Here is a 17105-nt window from a genome sequence, read left to right as displayed (position 1 = left end):
ACAGCGGATCTGCTTTTACTTGCAGCTTGCAGCTTGGCGCTTGCAGCTGAATTAATTTAGATGTTCGACGCGAATACGAACGACCGGCCCAACCACGCCCTGAAGAGCTTCGAGAGCCCGGATGGCATCGTTCATGTGCTGCTCGAGCACGCGGTGGGTCAGCAGGATCATCGGCACCTGGCCGTTTTGCTCCTCGACTTCCTTCTGCATGATCGACTCGATGTTGATGCCGCGCTCCGACAGGATGCTCGCCACCTGGGCCAACACGCCAGGATGATCCTGGGCCTGGATACGCAGGTAGTAGGCGCTTTCGCAGGCTTCGATCGGCAGGATCGGGTGGGCCGACAGCGAGTCCGGCTGGAACGCCAGGTGCGGCACGCGGTTTTCCGGGTCGCTGGTCATGGCGCGAACCACGTCAACCAGGTCGGCGATCACCGACGAAGCGGTCGGCTCCATGCCAGCGCCGGCGCCGTAGAACAGGGTCGAACCTGCCGCGTCGCCGTTGACCATCACCGCGTTCATCACGCCATTGACGTTGGCGATCAGCCGATCGGCCGGGATCAGCGTCGGGTGTACACGCAGCTCGATACCGGCCGGGGTGCTGCGCGCTACGCCCAAGTGCTTGATGCGGTAGCCCAAGGCTTCGGCGTAATTCACGTCGGCGGTGGTCAGCTTGGTGATGCCTTCGGTGTAGGCCTTGTCGAACTGCAGCGGGACGCCAAAGGCGATGGACGCCAGGATGGTCAGCTTGTGCGCGGCGTCGATGCCTTCCACGTCGAAAGTCGGGTCGGCTTCGGCGTAACCCAGGGCCTGGGCTTCGGCCAGCACGTCTTCGAAGGTACGGCCCTTTTCGCGCATTTCGGTGAGGATGAAGTTACCGGTGCCGTTGATGATCCCGGCCACCCAGTTGATGCGGTTGGCGGACAGGCCTTCACGGATCGCCTTGATCACCGGAATGCCACCGGCCACGGCCGCTTCGAACGCCACGATCACGCCCTTCTCGCGCGCCTTGGCGAAGATCTCGTTGCCATGCACGGCAATCAGCGCCTTGTTGGCGGTGACCACGTGTTTACCGTTCTCAATGGCCTTGAGCACCAGCTCGCGGGCCACGGTGTAGCCACCAACCAGCTCGATGACGATATCGATTTCAGGGTTGGTCGCCACGGCGAAGACATCGTTGGTAATCGCAATACCGGTCGTTTGGAACTGAGGCTTTGGCGTACGCGTGGCAATTTGTGCCACTTCAATCCCACGCCCTGCACGGCGGGAAATTTCTTCAGCATTACGCTGAAGTACGTTGAAGGTGCCGCCACCGACGGTCCCTAACCCACAGATGCCTACTTTGACCGGTTTCACTGAAGAACTCCCCATGAAACGGCCGACTCAAGGTCGGCCGTGGAAAACAGCCGCACAACTGCGGCTCTCAATTAATGCCCCGCCGACTGTTCGGCGGAGCATGATCGCCAAAGGCTCGACGATTACTGCTTACTCGCACCCAATGCCAGTTTGGCAACTTGTGGCGCCGGCTGGTAGCCCGGAATGACTTGGCCGTCAGCCAAAACGATGGCCGGTGTACCGTTCACGCCAATCGACTGACCCAAGGCAAACTGCTTGGAAACCGGGTTGGCGCATTTGGCCGCCTTGATTTCCTTGCCATCGACCATTTTGTCCATCGCGGCTTTCTTGTCGGTCGAGCACCATACCGCCTGCAACTGCTCGTCACCCGGCGAGCCCAGGCCCTGGCGCGGGAACGCTACGTAGCGCACTTCCACACCGAGCTTGTTCAGCGCAGGCACTTCGGCGTGCAGCTTGTGGCAGTACGGGCAGGTGGTGTCGGTGAACACGGTGATGTGGGTCTTGGTCTCGCCGATGGCCGGGTACACCACGGTTTCAGCCACCGGGATGCCGTTGATCAGCTTGGACACGCCCAGGCGCTCGGCCTTCTCGGTCAGGTTGACCGGCTTGCCATCTTTCAACTGGAACAGGTAGCCCTGAACGATGTACTGGCCATCGGCACTGGCGTACAGCACGCGGCTGCCTTTGAGCTTGACTTCATACAGGCCGGCCATCGGGCTGGCGCTGATGCTTTCGATCGGCGTGTCGAGCTGCAGATTGGCCAGGCTCTTGCGAATCGTTTGCTCGGCGGCGTCGTCGGCGACAACAAAAGTGGAAACCAACGCAATCGCTGCGGCGGCAATAATCTGGGTCAAGCGCATGGGAACTCCTGAAGGCAGATGCAGGGACGGGTGTGGAACACCGATCTGAAAATACGGGGTCATACGCACAAGGCAAACAAAAGTCTGACCGTCCCCTTTGCTAACCGGCAAAGCCTACCACAGTTGGGCCGGAGGGCAGACTGCGGCGGGCAAATTGGGCCGTTTCGGGTGGAATTTCATCCGCGCGGGTGGTGCTTGGCGTGCATATCCTGCAAGCGTGCCCGCGCGACATGCGTATAGATCTGGGTTGTGGATAAGTCACTGTGCCCCAGCAGCATTTGCACCACACGCAGGTCCGCACCGTGGTTGAGCAAGTGGGTGGCGAACGCATGGCGCAACGTGTGCGGCGACAGCGCCTTGCCGATCCCGGCCACCTTGGCCTGGTGCTTGATACGGTGCCAGAAGGTCTGGCGGGTCATCTGCTCGCCGCGCAGGCTGGGAAACAGCACATCGCTGGGCCGCCCACCGAGCAACTCGATGCGGGCATCACGCATGTAGCGCTCGACCCACACGATTGCTTCCTCGCCCATCGGCACCAAGCGCTCCTTGCTACCCTTGCCCATCACCCGTAGCACGCCCTGGCGCAGGTTGACTTGCTCAAGGGTCAGGCTGATCAGTTCGGTCACGCGCAGGCCGCAGGCGTAGAGCACTTCGAGCATGGCGCGATCGCGCTGGCCGATGGCTTCGCTGAGGTCAGGCGCGGCGAGCAAGGCATCCACGTCGGCTTCCGACAGGGATTTGGGCAATGGCCGGCCCAGTTGTGGCATATCGATTTGCAGCGTCGGGTCGGTGGCGATGAGCTTTTCCCGCAGCAGGTAGCGATAAAAGCCACGCACGCCGGAGAGAAATCGCGCAGTGGAACGCGGCTTGTAGTTCTGCTCAAGACGCCATGCCAGGTGATCGAGGATCAGCTCGCGACCGGCATTGCTCAGTTCGAGGTTTCTTTCCTGCAGCCAACCATTGAACAAGGCAAGGTCACTGCGATAGGCCTGGCGGGTGTTGTCCGACAGGCCTTTTTCCAGCCACAAGGCGTCGAGAAAGCGGTCGATCAGAGGGTGGTCAATGGCGGGCATAGGGGCTCAGGCTGATGACTGGAGTGTCTGGTAGATCCTATCGCAGGCAAGCCAGCTCCCACATGGTTTTTGTGTTTTGCCTGATAGCATCATTAACACCGATCGAATGTGGAAGCTGGCTTGCCTGCGATGGCCGCGACTCGGTTGAGGGTCAGTCAACAAACCCTGGCAGCACCGGCACCGGACGCTTGTCGGCATCGATCGCGACAAAGCTGAACACGCCTTGGATCGCCTTTTCGCGACCATCGGCGCTCATGCTCTCGACGAACACTTCGACTTCGACCTTGAGGCTGGTGTTGCCCACCTTGATCACACGGCCGATCAGTTCAACGATAGAACCGGCCGGAATCGCGTGATTGAAATCAATGCGATCGGTGGAGACCGTCACCAGCGGCAAGCGGCAAAAACGCGTGGCCGTAATGAACGACACCTCGTCCATCCAGGCCAAGGCAGTGCCGCCAAACAGGGTGTTGTGGTGGTTGGTAGTCGGCGGAAACACAGCCTTGGTCACGTGGGTCACGGACAGGTCGGTGCGGCGCTGGATTTCTTCGAGGCGGGTGGTCATGGGCAAGTACCGGCAAGGGACAAATTTCAGGCACAAAAAAGCAGCCCGTAGGCTGCTTTTTTCTGCATCGGGAAGCTGGACTTAAGCCAGTTTTTCCTTGATGCGAGCTGCTTTACCGGACAGGTCACGCAGGTAGTACAGCTTGGCTTTACGTACGTCACCGCGACGCTTAACGGCCATGCTGTCGATTTGCGGGCTGTAGGTCTGGAAAGTACGCTCTACGCCAACACCGTTGGAGATTTTACGAACAGTGAAAGCACTGTTCACACCACGGTTACGCTTGGCGATTACCACGCCTTCGAACGCTTGCAGACGCGAACGGTCGCCTTCCTTCACTTTCACCTGAACGACAATAGTGTCGCCCGGGGCAAAGGTAGGGATCTCTTTGGTCATCTGCTCTGCTTCGAGTGCAAGGATGATTTTGTTAGTCATGCTGTGCTCCTAAGGTAAGTCAATGGACCTACCATCGATACGTTGTTAACTATCGTCCCGCGCGAGGATGTATTCCTCGAGCAGCTTCTTCTCTTCTCCAGAAAGCGAGCGGCTTTCCAGAAGATCGGCGCGTCGTTCATAGGTCCGACCAAGGGACTGCTGTAAACGCCAACGCCGGATGTGTGCGTGATTGCCACTTAGCAATACGTCGGGAACACGCTGATCCGCATACACCTCCGGTCGGGTGTAGTGCGGGCAATCCAGCAAACCATCCGTGAAGGAATCTTCCTCCGCGGAGTCCGCATGCCCTAAAGCTCCAGGCAGCAGTCGTGTAACCGCATCTATCAGGACCATCGCCGGCAGCTCGCCGCCAGACAGGACATAGTCCCCAATCGACCACTCTTCATCGACATGAGCTTCAATAAACCGCTCGTCAATGCCTTCATAGCGACCGGCAATCAGGATCAGTGCTTCCTCATTCGCCAGTTCGCGTACCGCAGCCTGTTTCAGCTGACGGCCTTGAGGGGACAGGTAAATTACCTTCGCCTTCTCCCCGGCGGCGGCCTTGGCCTCAACCAACGCGTCTTCCAGGGGCTTGATCTTCATCACCATGCCCGGACCACCGCCAAATGGGCGATCATCCACAGTGTGATGTCGATCTGTCGTGTAGTCTCGCGGGTTCCAACAGGTAAGCTGCAACAGCCCCTGTTTCACCGCCCGACTGGTGATGCCGTACTCGCTGATGGCGGAAAACATCTCGGGAAACAAACTGATCACTTCAATGCGCAAATTAGCCACGCTTAGAAGTCCGCGTCCCATTCCACCTTCATCTCGCCCGCTGCCAGGTCGACGGCCAACACGCATTGCTCGGTATACGGCAACAGGCGTTCGCGATCATCCAGGCTGCCAGCGCAAGGCTTGACCACCATTACATCATTGGCGCCGGTTTCCAGAAGATGGTCGATTTTCCCGAGCAATTGCCCGAGTTGATCAATAACCTTCAGACCTTCCAGCTGGTACCAGTAGTACTCGCCGTCGGTCAATTCAGGGAACAGGTTGCGCGGCACGCAGATCTCATAACCGGCCAGAAGACGAGCTTCTTCACGATCATCAAGACCCTTGAGCTTTGCGACCAGGAACTTATCGCTCCCGCGTCCACTGACCAGCTCGACCTGTTTCACACTACCTTCGCGCTTGAGCGTCCAGGTTTTGTACTGCAACAGGTTTTCAGTCGGATCAGTAAAGGAATACACCTTCACTTCGCCGCGAACGCCATGAACAGAGTAAATCTTGCCGATAACGATCAAATCATCAGCAACAGCTGGCGTCGCGTTCATATTGCTCAGGCTGCGGCCTTAGCCGAGTCCTTCAACAGTTTTGCAACGCGCTCGGATGGCTGTGCACCCACGCTCAGCCAGTAGGCTACGCGCTCTTGGTTCACGGACAGACGAACTTCTTGACCACGAGCAACAGGGTTGAAGAAACCAACCTGTTCCTTGTGCGAACCGTCGCGCGGGTTGCGGCTGTCGGTTACGGTCAAGTGGTAAAACGGGCGCTTTTTGGAGCCGCCAAGGGCAAGACGGATTGTTAGCATGTGAACATCGTTCCTGTAGTCGGTGCTGCAAATCTAAATGCACAGCGGGCATAGGTGCCCGAAAGGCCGCATATTCTAAGGAATATCCGGACTTTTGCAAATGTCTTTTTCTGGCGCCTATCAGCGTGCCACTCAGATCTGCTATAGAGCCGTCGGTTAAAACGGCGAGTCAGCTCCCGCTAACCGCGGGTTTGCTGGAGATCCCACATCCCTGTGGGTCGGAGCAGAAGTGAACTTCCGCTCGAATTCTTTACATTTTTGGCATGCCGCCGCCGGGCAACATACCGCCCATGCCGCGCATCATCTTGGCCATTCCGCCTTTTGCGGAGAACTTCTTCATCATCTTCTGCATCTGCTTGTGCTGCTTGATCAAGCGACCGATGTCCTGCACCTGGGTGCCGGAGCCCATGGCGATCCGACGCTTGCGCGAACCGCTGATCAGCTCAGGGTCGCGGCGCTCGGCCGGGGTCATGGAGTTGATGATGGCTTCCATCTGCTTGAACTGCTTCTCTGCCGCGCCCTGGGCATTGCCCATTTGCGCCAGGTTCACACCGCCGATGTTCGGCAGTTTGTCCATCAGGCCGCCGAGGCCGCCCATGTTCTTCATTTGTTGCAGCTGGTCACGGAAGTCTTCGAGGTCGAAGCCCTTGCCCTTCTTCAGCTTCTTGGCCAGCTTATCGGCCTTGTCCTTGTCGAGCGTGGCTTCGGCCTGCTCGATCAGGCTGAGCACGTCGCCCATGCCGAGGATACGCGAAGCGATACGCTCAGGGTGGAACGGCTCGAGCGCGTCGCTCTTCTCGCCCATACCGATGAACTTGATCGGCTTGCCGGTGATTGCACGTACCGACAGCGCAGCACCGCCACGGGCATCACCGTCGACCTTGGTCAGGATCACGCCGGTCAACGGCAGCGCATCACCAAAGGCCTTGGCGGTGTTGGCCGCATCCTGGCCGGTCATGGCGTCGACCACGAACAGCGTCTCGACCGGATTGATCGCGGCATGCAGCGCCTTGATCTCGCCCATCATCTCTTCATCGATGTGCAGGCGACCGGCGGTATCGACGATGACCACGTCGATGAATTTGAGCTTGGCTTCTTTAATAGCCGCGTTGGCAATGTCGACCGGCTTCTGGCTCAGGTCGGACGGGAAGAAGGTCACGCCCACTTCGCCTGCGAGCATTTCCAGCTGCTTGATGGCCGCCGGACGGTAAACGTCGGCCGACACCACCATTACCGACTTCTTCTTGCGCTCTTTAAGGAAGCGCGCCAGCTTGCCGGCGGTGGTGGTCTTACCCGCACCTTGCAGACCGGCCATCAGCACGACGGCCGGTGGCACGGCGCTGAGGTTCAAGTCTTCGTTGGCCGCGCCCATCAGGCTTTCGAGTTCGGCCTGCACGATCTTCACAAAGGCCTGGCCCGGGGTCAGGCTGCGGGACACTTCGGTGCCGACCGCGCGCTCCTTGACCGAGTTGACGAAGTCCTTCACCACCGGCAAGGCCACGTCGGCTTCCAGCAACGCCATGCGTACTTCACGCAGGGTGTCTTTAATATTGTCCTCGGTCAGCTTGGCCTTGCCGGTTACGTGGCGCAGCGTCTGCGAGAGACGGTCAGTCAAGTTTTCAAACATGCGCGATCCTTTCAGGCCCTATTCATCGAAATGCTTTGTAGACCGAGGTAATGGCGGCCCAGGCTGTGGTAAATCGCTGTTAAAAACAGCGCTCGGCGAGCCTGCGGCGTGGGCAGGTCGCGGATTATAGCGAAGACTGCGCCTGTGCACACCCGCTGTCTGGCCCGGGAGTCTTTCGTGCAGCGTTGGTGTGTGCCAAACTCAGCGCCTTTCGGGCTTGTCTATCAGGATTTATGGTCCCCTTGTCACCCAGTTTGCTACCCAGCCTCGCCGCCGCCATTTTGTACGCCGCTGCGACTCTCTATCAGGGCACTCGTCTGGCCCAAGGCACAAAAGCGGATAAACGTCTGCTGGTAGGCCTGGGCGTCGTCGCCCTGCTCACCCACGCCGCGAGCCTGTTCACTCACTTGATGACGCCGGTCGGCCTGGGCCTGGACTTTTTCAGTGCCGCCAGTCTGATCGCCGCGGCCGTCATCGCCCTGACGCTGCTGGCCTGTTACCGCATTCCTGTGGAAAACCTGCTGGTGCTGCTATTCCCGCTGGGAATGCTGACGGTGCTGCTGGCGCAATTCACCCCGACCGGCACCGTGCAAGTGATCGACGAGGAGCCGGGCATTCTCGCCCACATCCTGCTGTCGATCCTGGCTTACGGCATGTTCACGATTGCGGTGTTCCAGGCGTTGCTCCTGCTGCTGCAGGACCACCAGCTTAAAAACAAGCACCCGTCCGGGCTGATCAAGAACTTCCCGCCGCTGCAAACCATGGAAAGCCTGCTGTTCGGCTTCCTGTGGGCCGGCTGGACGCTGTTGTCGCTGTCGCTGATTTCCGGCTGGCTGTTCGTCGAAAACCTGTTCGCCCAACACCTGGTGCACAAAACCCTGCTGGCGTGCCTGGCCTGGGTGGTGTTCAGCGTGCTGCTGTGGGGGCGCAACCGCCTCGGCTGGCGTGGGCACAAGGCGATCCGCTGGACCCTGGCCGGTTTCTGCCTGCTGATGCTGGCCTATTTCGGCAGCAAGCTGGTTCGCGAATACATCCTGCATATCTGACGGGCAGCGATCATGGACAACTTGCCCCTTGGGCCGATGCTCGCGGTAATCGCCTTGCTGGTGTTATGGGCGGCGCTGTTTACCGCCATCGAAGCCGCACAACAACACGTGCTGGCGCTGCGCCCCGGTACACGCCAGGGTGACAAGGCTGCCGCCCGCCTGAACTTCCCGCGTAACAGCCTGATTCTGTGCAACAGCCTGTGTCGCGCGGCCGTGGTGATTCTCTGCACGCTGCTGGCAATCTACGCCTGGGCGCAGAACGGCCCGTGGCTCGGCTGGCTGATCTCTTGCGCGATCCTGCTGGTGCTCGCCGACTACCTGCCGCGCGCCCTGGCGGTTCGCCACCCGCAAGCCGTACTGGGCTTTGGCAATACGCTGCTGAGTGTGCCGCTGAAAATCCTCTACCCCCTGGCCTGGCTGCTCAATGGCATCAGCCTGTTATTGCTGCGCCCGTTCGCTCGCAAATCCGGCGTGGTGAAAAAGAGCGACGAACCATTGCCCGATCACGACGATGAACCCGAGCCCGAGGCCGACGACAATCGTACGCCCGGCATGCCCGGCATTCACGCGTTGGACAACATCACGGTCAACGACATCCTGGTGCCGCGCAGCGAAGTGGACGGTATCAACCTGGATGACTCGGTCGAGGAAATCATCGAGCAACTGCGCACCTCGCAGCGCACCCGTTTGCCGGTGTTCCACAGTGACATCAATCAGGTCGAAGCGGTGCTCAATACCCGGCAGATCCAACACCTGCTGCCCGACGCCAGCCTGACCAAAGAAGCCTTGCTCGCCGCCTGCCACGAGCCCTATTTCGTCCCCGAAAGCACGCCCCTGCAACTGCAATTGCTGAACTTCCATAAGCAGCAGCGACGCCTGGGCATGGTGGTGGACGAATACGGCGAAGTGCTGGGCATCGTCACTCTGGAAGATATCCTCGAAGAAATCGTCGGCGAATTCGAAAGTGATCAGGCAACGGACAACCCGCATATCGAAGCGCAGCCCGATGGCCGCTACATCATCGACGGCGCCGCTTCGATCCGCGAGCTGAATAAAAGCCTGGGCTGGCACCTGCCCAGCGACGGCCCCAAGACCCTCAACGGCCTGGTGACCGAAGCGCTGGAGACCATTCCGGATTGCGCGGTGTGCCTGAAGATCGGCCGCTATCGCCTGGAAATCCTTGAGACCGAGGACAACCGCGTGAGCAAGGTACTGATCTGGCACACCAGCCGCGTGCCTGTCGCCGCCTGACCCCCTGGCAAAACACATTGCCCATGTGGGAGCTGGCTTGCCTGCGATGGCATCACCTTGGTACTCCTGATGTACCGGGGCGCCTGTATCGCAGGCAAGCCAGCTCCCACATTGATCCGGTTTCCAGCCAAGAGATCCTCGCCCGCCCTCTTGTTGTATGTTCAAACCCCTTCCTATAATCCGTGCGGCTTACCAGAGCCCCGCCCGACCGCGTGCTACCCGCACTCAGCGCGTCCAGGCACTGCGTTACCGTGTCTGACCGGTGTTTGCTCCCATCCCGAGCCGCCCCGCTTACACCCCTGATCCATGGGTGTTTGACCAATAATAATCCGCGTCCAAACGCGCAATGACCGTCAGGGATACCTCAATGAGCACCACCTATAACGAGGCTGCAACCGCCGCCCCGCTCAACTCGACCGCACGGGTCGCCACCGCGAGCATCGTCGGCACCGCCATCGAGTTCTACGATTTCTACATCTACGCCACGGCCGCTGCGCTGGTGATCGGCCCGGTGTTCTTCCCACAGACCTCCGGCACCGCGCAGATGCTGGCGTCGTTCCTGACCTTTGGCATCGCCTTTATCGCTCGCCCGCTGGGTTCGGCGCTTTTCGGCCACTTCGGTGACCGTATCGGGCGCAAATCAACCTTAGTCGCCTCGTTGCTGCTGATGGGCGTGTGCACCACGCTGATCGGTTTGCTGCCGGGTTACGACAGCATTGGCGCGTGGGCCCCGATCCTGTTGTGTGTGCTGCGCTTCGGCCAGGGCCTGGGGCTTGGCGGCGAATGGGGCGGCGCGGCGTTGCTGGCCACCGAGAACGCCCCCAAGGGCAAGCGCGCCTGGTTTGGCATGTTTCCGCAATTGGGCCCTTCGATTGGCTTTCTGGCGGCCAACGGTTTGTTCCTGATCCTGGCCATGAGCCTGAACGACGAGCAGTTCCGCAGTTGGGGCTGGCGCATCCCGTTCATTCTCAGCGCAGCGCTGGTGATGGTTGGCCTGTATGCACGCCTCAAACTGCATGAAACCCCGGTGTTCGCCAACGCCGTCGCCAAAGAAGCGCCGGTGAAAGTGCCGTTGGTGGAGTTGTTCAGCCAGCATTGGCTGCCGGTCCTGCTGGGCGCGGCATCGATGGTGGTGTGCTATGCGTTGTTCTACATCACCACCGCGTTCTCGCTGAGTTACGGCGTTTCAACACTGGGCTACAGCCGCGAGACGTTCCTGGGCCTGCTCTGCTTTGCGGTGTTGTTCATGGGCTTGGCTACGCCGCTGGCGGCCTTGGCCAGCGACCGTTACGGGCGCAAGCCGGTGCTGATCGTCGGCGCCCTTCTTGCGATTCTGTCGGGTTTCACCATGGAGCCGCTGCTCACACACGGCTCGACTTGGGCCGTCGCTCTGTTCCTGGCACTGGAATTGTTTCTGATGGGCGTGACCTTCGCCCCAATGGGCGCGATGCTGCCGGAACTGTTCCCGACCCGCGTGCGTTACACCGGCGCGTCGGCGGCGTATAACCTGGGCGGGATTGTCGGGGCGTCGGCCGCACCATTTTTCGCGACCAAGCTGGTGGCGATGGGCGGGCTGAGTTATGTGGGCGGGTATGTGTCAGCGGCAGCGTTGCTCAGCTTGATTGCTGTGCTGTGCTTGAAAGAGACGCGGGATAATGATTTGAACAGGGTCGTCTGATAGACCGCTTTCGCGAGCAAGCCCGCTCCCACATTTGAAGGCATTCACAATTCAAAATATGTGAACCCAATCAAATGTGGGCGCTGGCTTGCCTGCGATGGGCGCGACGCGGTTTAGAGTTCTACTACAACAGCCTTCGAAGCACGAGTCGCCTTGGCCCGCGCCGCCTCAATCGACTCATCCCGCGCCAACGCCACACCCATCCGGCGCTGACCATTGACTTCTGGCTTGCCAAACAGACGCAACGCCGTGTCCGGCTCGCTCAAGGCCGCGCCGAGGTTGGCGAACGCGGTCTGGGTCGACTGCCCTTCTACCAGAATCACCGCCGAGGCCGAAGGCCCGAACTGGCGGATCAACGGAATCGGCAGGCCCAGGATCGCACGCGCGTGCAGCGCGAACTGCGACAGGTCCTGAGAAATCAAGGTCACCAAGCCGGTGTCATGCGGGCGCGGCGACACTTCGCTGAACCACACTTGATCGCCCTTGATGAACAATTCCACGCCAAACAGACCACGGCCACCCAGCGCCTCGGTCACGGCTTTGGCGACGCGCTCGGATTCTGCCAGGGCAATCGGGCTCATCGCTTGCGGCTGCCAGGATTCCTGGTAGTCGCCTTTCTCCTGACGGTGGCCGACCGGCGCGCAGAAGGTGGTGCCGCCAATGTGGCGCACAGTCAGCAGGGTGATTTCGTAATCGAAGTCGATAAAGCCTTCGATGATCACGCGGCCTTTACCGGCACGCCCGCCTTCCTGAGCGTAATCCCAGGCTTTGCGCACGTCATCGGCGCTGCGCAGCAGGCTCTGGCCCTTGCCCGAAGAACTCATCACCGGCTTGACCACACACGGGAAGCCCAGGTCCTGGACGGCCTTGCTGTAGTCCTCGAAGGTGTCGGCAAAGTGGTACGGCGACGTCGGCAGGTCCAGCTCTTCGGCGGCCAGGCGACGGATGCCTTCGCGGTTCATGGTCAGCGAGGTGGCACGCGCGGTCGGAATCACGGTGAAGCCTTCGGCTTCAAGCTCTACCAGCGTGGCGGTGGCGATGGCTTCGATTTCCGGCACGATAAAGTGCGGCTTCTCGGCTTCGATCACGGCACGCAGGGCGGCGCCGTCGAGCATGTTGATCACGTGGCTACGGTGCGCAACCTGCATGGCCGGCGCGTTGGCGTAACGATCCACGGCAATCACTTCAACGCCCAGGCGTTGCAGTTCGATTACCACTTCCTTGCCCAGCTCACCGCAGCCACACAGCAAAACGCGGGTCGCGGTTGGCGACAATGGAGTTCCGATTCGGGTCATCTCAGGTCCTCAGGGGAGCGGATCATGGGGAGAAAGGCCGGCATTTTACATGAACTGCAAGAATTGGCCTCAGTTGGCGACGGCGCGTTTGCGCAGGCGCCAGGCCATGATCAGCCACACCACCGTGACCCCGGCGAATTTCGACACCAACGCCGTGCCCGCCACCGCTGGCGTCAGCGCGCCGATCAGGCCGAAGAAGATAAAGGTATCGAGGGGAATACTCAGCGCCGAACTTATCCACAGGCGATCGTGCAGTGGACGCTTGGTGATGCTGAACACCAGCCAGTCAATGCATTCGGACACCGCAAATGCCGTGGCGCTGGCCAGGGCGATGGACGGGTCGGAAGTGATATACGACAGCACCAGCGCCGCCAGCATGGCGAGTATCGCGCCATGGCCGAAGCGGGTTTGCACCATGTCGCGCAGGATAAACACCAGGCCGCCCCAGGCGGACCAGATGACGTCCAGGTGCGGAGCGGTGGAAAAGGCGAAGTTGATCAGCACGACGCTGCTGATGTAGGCGATCAGGAAGAGCATGGAGATGGACCTGTGGGTAATGCCGCACAGGGTACACAATTACAGGGATGTCGTCTGGCAGGGCCTCATCGCAGGCAAGCCAGCTCCCACATTTTTGAAAGTATTCACATAGCAATTGTGGGAGCTGGCTTGCCTGCGATAGTGATGGCTCAGGCGCCGGATTTTCCCGGCATCATCCACACCAACCCACTCGCCTTCGCCCGCTCGTGGCACAACCCCAGCACCACCCGGCGTTCGGCATTGTCCATGCGGCTCCAGCGCGTAATCTCATCCACGTTGCGCTGGCAGCCTGTGCAAATATCATCATCATCCAGCGCGCAAATGCTCACGCAGGGCGAGGCAACAGGGCGTTCAATCGGGTTCATTCTTCCTGCTCAACCAAGTCCCGCGCATAGCGCTGCGCGTTATGCACATAGTGCGCGGCGCTGGCTTCGAGCATGCGCTTCTGCGCTTCGGTTAACTCGCGCACCACTTTGCCCGGCGAGCCCATTACCAGCGAGCCATCGGGAATTTCCTTGCCTTCGCCGATCAGCGAATTGGCGCCAATGATGCAATGCTTGCCGATTTTGGCGCCGTTGAGGATCACCGCGTTGATGCCAATCAGGCTGTAATCGCCGACGGTGCAGCCATGCAGCATGGCGTTATGGCCGATGGTCACGCCGGTGCCCAGGGTCAGCGGGTAGCCCATGTCGGTGTGCATCACGCTGCCGTCCTGCACGTTGCTGTTCTTGCCGATCAGGATCAGTTCGTTGTCGCCACGCAACACCGCGTTGAACCACACATTGGCGCCCTCCTCCAGCTTGACCTTGCCGACCAGCGTGGCATTGGGCGCCACCCAGCTTTGCGGATGAGTCTCGACGCGGGCGTCGCCCAGGCGGTATTTCATGGTGTGTCCTCACGGCGGTGCCATTCAAGCGATGGCTCAGGTATTGATGAAACTCTTGGGTGGCTGGTGCAAGCTGATCTGCGCGTCGTCATAGAGCAGGTTGATCAGCTCGACAATCATGATTGCCGTCAGCCCCCAGATTTTGTATTCGCCAAACCGATAGCTGGGCACATACCAACTGCGGCCCTGGTAATCGATACGGTGGGTATGTTCGCGCGGGTCCTGGCGGAAGAACTCCAGAGGCACGCTGAATACGGCGGCGATCTCGGCATCATTGGCCAGGTATTCAACGTAATCGGGAATAACCCCGACATACGGCGTTACGCGGATACCGTGCAGGGAAATCAGTGGGCTCAACGGGCCGATGACTTCCACCAGGCCGGGCGGCAGGCCGATTTCTTCTTCGGCTTCGCGCAGCGCGGTAAAGATCAGGTCCGGGTCTTCGGGGTCACGCCGCCCGCCCGGAAACGCCACCTCGCCGCCGTGGGTCGACAGGCCGCTGGCGCGCAGGGTCAGGATCAGCTCGGGTTCGTCACTGCGGGTAATCGGCACCAACACGGCAGCCTCGGGGAAACGCCCGTCAGTTTCCAGTGTGTGAGGGGTGTGATTGCTTACCCGGCGAAGTAGCTCGTCCAGCATGAGTCATCTCGGTCTGTTGGCTACCTTGCATCATGCACCAAAGCGGGCGGGTGCCCAACCCCAAAACCCGGCACATGTCGCGAAACGACAACTTGCAGGGCCCTGCCCGCCAAGCCAAGATAGGCCCACTCTCCAGGAACCCCAGCATGAACTTCTGCAGCCAGTGCGGTAAACCGGTTACCCAGCGCATTCCCGAAGGCGACACACGCCTGCGCTATGTGTGTGATCACTGCTCGACCATTCACTACCAGAACCCCAATATCGTCGCCGGCACCGTGCCAGTGTGGGGCGATCAAGTGCTGCTGTGCCGCCGCGCCATCGAGCCGCGCCTGGGTTACTGGACCTTGCCCGCAGGCTTTATGGAAAACGGCGAGACCGTGGAACAGGCCGCCATGCGCGAAACCCTGGAAGAAGCCTGCGCCCGCGTGCGCAACATGAGCATCTACACCCTGATCGACGTGCCGCACATCAGCCAGGTGCATATTTTCTACCGTGCCGAACTGGTCGACCTGGACTTTACCGCAGGCCCCGAAAGCCTTGAGGTGAAGCTGTTCGATGAAGCCGATATCCCTTGGTCAGAGCTGGCTTTCCGCACGGTCGGGCGTACCTTAGAATGCTTCTTCGCTGACCGCCGGCAACAACAGTTCCCGGTACGCAGCGAGTCGGTGCCGCCGATGACGCGGCCGGCCAAATAACACCTTCAGGCAGCACCGTCTAACAAGGGAAACCGTTTCAATGCGTTGGTTGCTCGCTTTCATCTGCCTGTCGTTCGCTACCCTGTCCTCAGCCTCCACGGTGGAAATCCTCGGCGGCAAACCTGTCGAGAAAATCCTGGTGCTCAAGTCCGCGCACCAGTTGCAACTTATCAACGACGGCAAACCGCTCAAAACCTACCGCATCTCGCTGGGCAAAAACCCCAAGGGCACCAAGCAGTTCGAGGGCGACCGCCGCACGCCGGAAGGTTTTTACTGGATCGACTGGCGCAAGACCAGCGACCGCTACAACCTGGCCCTGCACATTTCCTACCCCAACATCAGCGACTCCGCCCGCGCGCGCCGCGAAGGCGTGAGACCGGGCAGCATGATCATGATCCACGGCACGCCCGACACCGAAGAATACCCGGAGCAATGGTTCCACACCCTAGACTGGACCGATGGCTGTATCGGAATGCGCAATGTCGACATGCGCGAAGTCTGGAACCTGGTCAAAGACGGCACCATGATCGAGATTCGGCCGTAATTTCGTACCGTTCGTAAAATAATCTGAAAATAATTCCTGCCCCTGGCAGCGCCTGCCGGTGAATACCAGTTCACCGCGCCGGGCTGCACAGTTCTGCGCGCGATAAAGACCTCTCTAATACCACTTGATACCACGCACCCTTAAAGCGCCCTGAAACCGGGTCCTGCACCGTTTTGGCTGCATTGACATGGTATTTAAGTGGTATTAATTTCCAGCCATTACCGGGCGACAACACTCCAATAACCGCATCGGAAACTTCACAGATGAATCCCATCCAGACGCTGCGCCCCGACGAGAAACAATCCACGCCGCTGTACCTGCAACTGGCCCGTAACCTTGAAGCGGCGATCCATGCCGGCCAGTGGAAATCCGAGCAGGCCTTGCCGTCGGAACGCGCCCTCAGCGAGCAACTGAGCATCTCGCGGGTGACCGCGCGCAAGGCCTTGGAAGTGTTGTTTGCCCAAGGCCTGATCCGTCGCAGCCAGGGCTCCGGTACCTTTATCACGCCGCGTCTGGAACAACCGCTGTCACGCCTGTCGGGCTTCAGCGAAATGCTGCGCCTGAAAGGCTTTGTACCTACTTCGCAGTGGCTGGAACGCGACATCACCCCGCCCACCCACGAAGAACTGATCCGCCTGGGCCTGTCGCCGACCGACAAAGTCGCGCGCCTCAAACGCCTGCGTAAAGCCGACGACACGGTGATGGCAATTGAAATGACCGCCATGCCCGCCTCGGTGCTGCCGCATCCGCAGGCCATCGGCAATTCGCTGTACGAGTACCTGGAAAGCATCGGCAAGCCCATCGTGCGCGCCTTGCAGCATATCCAGGCGATCAACGCCTCGGATGAGTTCGCCAAGCTGGTGGGCATTGCCCCCGGCACCGCCATGCTGCTGATGACGCGGGTCGGCTACACCGCCGACAACACGCCGATTGAAATCACCGACACCTACTGCCGCAACGACTACTACGACTTCGTCGCAGAGCTGCGCCGCCATGACTATTCCGCTGAACTGCGCATTTAGAGAAC

At 60.1% G+C, this 17105-nt stretch carries 20 protein-coding genes; 6 read left to right on the top strand and 14 right to left on the bottom strand.

Translation table 11 applies throughout. The annotated features are described in order from the left end of the window. Positions 1-51: 51 nt before the first annotated feature. The 9 genes from AACW30_RS26455 to ffh form a co-directional block, all read right to left on the bottom strand. A complete protein-coding gene (locus AACW30_RS26455; protein WP_119736870.1) occupies positions 52-1356 on the bottom strand; it encodes a homoserine dehydrogenase in 1305 nt (434 codons plus the stop codon). Between the two features lie 122 nt (positions 1357-1478). Beyond that, positions 1479-2216, bottom strand: a complete 738-nt coding sequence (locus tag AACW30_RS26450; RefSeq protein WP_106578312.1) for a thioredoxin fold domain-containing protein — start codon at positions 2214-2216, stop codon at positions 1479-1481. A 176-nt stretch (positions 2217-2392) separates the two neighbouring features. Continuing rightward, positions 2393-3289, bottom strand: a complete 897-nt coding sequence (xerD, locus tag AACW30_RS26445; RefSeq protein WP_200623838.1) for a site-specific tyrosine recombinase XerD — start codon at positions 3287-3289, stop codon at positions 2393-2395. 151 nt (positions 3290-3440) lie between these two features. Then, positions 3441-3854, bottom strand: coding sequence for an acyl-CoA thioesterase (locus AACW30_RS26440; protein ID WP_003193963.1), 414 nt, complete (start codon positions 3852-3854; stop codon positions 3441-3443). 81 nt (positions 3855-3935) lie between these two features. Beyond that, complete coding sequence (rplS, locus tag AACW30_RS26435; protein WP_003175895.1) at positions 3936-4286, bottom strand: 50S ribosomal protein L19; 351 nt, start codon at positions 4284-4286, stop codon at positions 3936-3938. A 45-nt stretch (positions 4287-4331) separates the two neighbouring features. Next, the gene (gene trmD / locus AACW30_RS26430) at positions 4332-5105 is read right to left on the bottom strand and encodes a tRNA (guanosine(37)-N1)-methyltransferase TrmD (RefSeq protein WP_177343966.1); all 774 of its coding nucleotides are present in this window, start codon (positions 5103-5105) and stop codon (positions 4332-4334) included. Next, positions 5087-5623, bottom strand: coding sequence for a ribosome maturation factor RimM (gene rimM, locus AACW30_RS26425; protein ID WP_003175898.1), 537 nt, complete (start codon positions 5621-5623; stop codon positions 5087-5089). Before rimM ends, trmD begins: the two co-directional genes overlap by 19 nt. A gap of 5 nt (positions 5624-5628) precedes the next feature. Continuing rightward, on the bottom strand, positions 5629-5880 hold the full coding sequence (rpsP, locus tag AACW30_RS26420; protein WP_003175899.1) for a 30S ribosomal protein S16: 252 nt from the start codon (positions 5878-5880) through the stop codon (positions 5629-5631). Between the two features lie 250 nt (positions 5881-6130). Then, the gene (gene ffh, locus AACW30_RS26415) at positions 6131-7507 is read right to left on the bottom strand and encodes a signal recognition particle protein (RefSeq protein ID WP_010207982.1); all 1377 of its coding nucleotides are present in this window, start codon (positions 7505-7507) and stop codon (positions 6131-6133) included. Between the two features lie 233 nt (positions 7508-7740). Here ffh and AACW30_RS26410 point away from each other — a divergent pair, with 233 nt between their 5' ends. The 3 genes from AACW30_RS26410 to AACW30_RS26400 all read left to right on the top strand — a co-directional run bounded on the left by AACW30_RS26410 (position 7741) and on the right by AACW30_RS26400 (position 11482). Then, positions 7741-8553, top strand: coding sequence for a cytochrome C assembly family protein (locus tag AACW30_RS26410; RefSeq protein ID WP_169367532.1), 813 nt, complete (start codon positions 7741-7743; stop codon positions 8551-8553). Between the two features lie 12 nt (positions 8554-8565). Further along, positions 8566-9804: a transporter associated domain-containing protein gene (locus tag AACW30_RS26405; RefSeq protein WP_200623837.1), complete on the top strand. Its 1239-nt coding sequence runs from the start codon at positions 8566-8568 to the stop codon at positions 9802-9804. Positions 9805-10171: 367 nt separating this feature from the next. Continuing rightward, positions 10172-11482, top strand: a complete 1311-nt coding sequence (locus AACW30_RS26400; RefSeq protein ID WP_169367533.1) for an MFS transporter — start codon at positions 10172-10174, stop codon at positions 11480-11482. A 113-nt stretch (positions 11483-11595) separates the two neighbouring features. Here the strand turns inward: AACW30_RS26400 and purT are convergent, their stop codons facing one another. The 5 genes from purT to AACW30_RS26375 form a co-directional block, all read right to left on the bottom strand. Next, positions 11596-12777 carry a formate-dependent phosphoribosylglycinamide formyltransferase gene (gene purT / locus AACW30_RS26395; protein ID WP_094951941.1) on the bottom strand — a complete coding sequence of 394 codons (1182 nt, stop codon included), beginning with the start codon at positions 12775-12777 and terminating at the stop codon, positions 11596-11598. 69 nt (positions 12778-12846) lie between these two features. Then, complete coding sequence (locus tag AACW30_RS26390; RefSeq protein ID WP_106578306.1) at positions 12847-13314, bottom strand: VUT family protein; 468 nt, start codon at positions 13312-13314, stop codon at positions 12847-12849. 149 nt (positions 13315-13463) lie between these two features. Then, positions 13464-13679, bottom strand: coding sequence for a DUF1289 domain-containing protein (locus AACW30_RS26385; RefSeq protein ID WP_119736859.1), 216 nt, complete (start codon positions 13677-13679; stop codon positions 13464-13466). After that, on the bottom strand, positions 13676-14200 hold the full coding sequence (locus tag AACW30_RS26380; RefSeq protein WP_106578304.1) for a gamma carbonic anhydrase family protein: 525 nt from the start codon (positions 14198-14200) through the stop codon (positions 13676-13678). The genes AACW30_RS26385 and AACW30_RS26380 overlap by 4 nt, the downstream gene beginning before the upstream one ends. Before the next feature lie 36 nt (positions 14201-14236). Further along, positions 14237-14839 (bottom strand): CoA pyrophosphatase, encoded by a 603-nt coding sequence (locus tag AACW30_RS26375; RefSeq protein ID WP_060754282.1) that lies wholly within the window; start codon positions 14837-14839, stop codon positions 14237-14239. A gap of 146 nt (positions 14840-14985) precedes the next feature. Here AACW30_RS26375 and AACW30_RS26370 point away from each other — a divergent pair, with 146 nt between their 5' ends. From AACW30_RS26370 to AACW30_RS26360, 3 genes are all read left to right on the top strand, one after another. After that, positions 14986-15534, top strand: coding sequence for an NUDIX hydrolase (locus AACW30_RS26370; protein WP_200623836.1), 549 nt, complete (start codon positions 14986-14988; stop codon positions 15532-15534). Positions 15535-15574: 40 nt separating this feature from the next. Next, positions 15575-16078, top strand: a complete 504-nt coding sequence (locus AACW30_RS26365; RefSeq protein ID WP_106578302.1) for a L,D-transpeptidase family protein — start codon at positions 15575-15577, stop codon at positions 16076-16078. Positions 16079-16341: 263 nt separating this feature from the next. After that, positions 16342-17100 (top strand): GntR family transcriptional regulator, encoded by a 759-nt coding sequence (locus AACW30_RS26360; protein ID WP_106578301.1) that lies wholly within the window; start codon positions 16342-16344, stop codon positions 17098-17100. Positions 17101-17105: the final 5 nt, after the last annotated feature.

This window comes from Pseudomonas sp. MF6747 (assembly GCF_963890955.1).
Taxonomy (GTDB): Bacteria; Pseudomonadota; Gammaproteobacteria; order Pseudomonadales; family Pseudomonadaceae; genus Aquipseudomonas.
This window is presented reverse-complemented; position numbering and strand designations above follow the sequence as displayed.

Coding starts and splice junctions, on each gene's coding strand:
- ffh (WP_010207982.1), bottom strand. CDS start 7,507: ATGTTTGAAAACTTGACTGACCGTCTCTCGCAGACGCTGCGCCACGTA.
- AACW30_RS26380 (WP_106578304.1), bottom strand. CDS start 14,200: ATGAAATACCGCCTGGGCGACGCCCGCGTCGAGACTCATCCGCAAAGC.
- AACW30_RS26360 (WP_106578301.1), top strand. CDS start 16,342: ATGAATCCCATCCAGACGCTGCGCCCCGACGAGAAACAATCCACGCCG.
- AACW30_RS26410 (WP_169367532.1), top strand. CDS start 7,741: ATGGTCCCCTTGTCACCCAGTTTGCTACCCAGCCTCGCCGCCGCCATT.
- AACW30_RS26370 (WP_200623836.1), top strand. CDS start 14,986: ATGAACTTCTGCAGCCAGTGCGGTAAACCGGTTACCCAGCGCATTCCC.
- AACW30_RS26400 (WP_169367533.1), top strand. CDS start 10,172: ATGAGCACCACCTATAACGAGGCTGCAACCGCCGCCCCGCTCAACTCG.
- rplS (WP_003175895.1), bottom strand. CDS start 4,286: ATGACTAACAAAATCATCCTTGCACTCGAAGCAGAGCAGATGACCAAA.
- AACW30_RS26385 (WP_119736859.1), bottom strand. CDS start 13,679: ATGAACCCGATTGAACGCCCTGTTGCCTCGCCCTGCGTGAGCATTTGC.
- AACW30_RS26450 (WP_106578312.1), bottom strand. CDS start 2,216: ATGCGCTTGACCCAGATTATTGCCGCCGCAGCGATTGCGTTGGTTTCC.
- AACW30_RS26440 (WP_003193963.1), bottom strand. CDS start 3,854: ATGACCACCCGCCTCGAAGAAATCCAGCGCCGCACCGACCTGTCCGTG.
- xerD (WP_200623838.1), bottom strand. CDS start 3,289: ATGCCCGCCATTGACCACCCTCTGATCGACCGCTTTCTCGACGCCTTG.
- AACW30_RS26405 (WP_200623837.1), top strand. CDS start 8,566: ATGGACAACTTGCCCCTTGGGCCGATGCTCGCGGTAATCGCCTTGCTG.
- rimM (WP_003175898.1), bottom strand. CDS start 5,623: ATGAACGCGACGCCAGCTGTTGCTGATGATTTGATCGTTATCGGCAAG.
- AACW30_RS26375 (WP_060754282.1), bottom strand. CDS start 14,839: ATGCTGGACGAGCTACTTCGCCGGGTAAGCAATCACACCCCTCACACA.
- purT (WP_094951941.1), bottom strand. CDS start 12,777: ATGACCCGAATCGGAACTCCATTGTCGCCAACCGCGACCCGCGTTTTG.
- trmD (WP_177343966.1), bottom strand. CDS start 5,105: ATGGGACGCGGACTTCTAAGCGTGGCTAATTTGCGCATTGAAGTGATC.
- rpsP (WP_003175899.1), bottom strand. CDS start 5,880: ATGCTAACAATCCGTCTTGCCCTTGGCGGCTCCAAAAAGCGCCCGTTT.
- AACW30_RS26365 (WP_106578302.1), top strand. CDS start 15,575: ATGCGTTGGTTGCTCGCTTTCATCTGCCTGTCGTTCGCTACCCTGTCC.
- AACW30_RS26390 (WP_106578306.1), bottom strand. CDS start 13,314: ATGCTCTTCCTGATCGCCTACATCAGCAGCGTCGTGCTGATCAACTTC.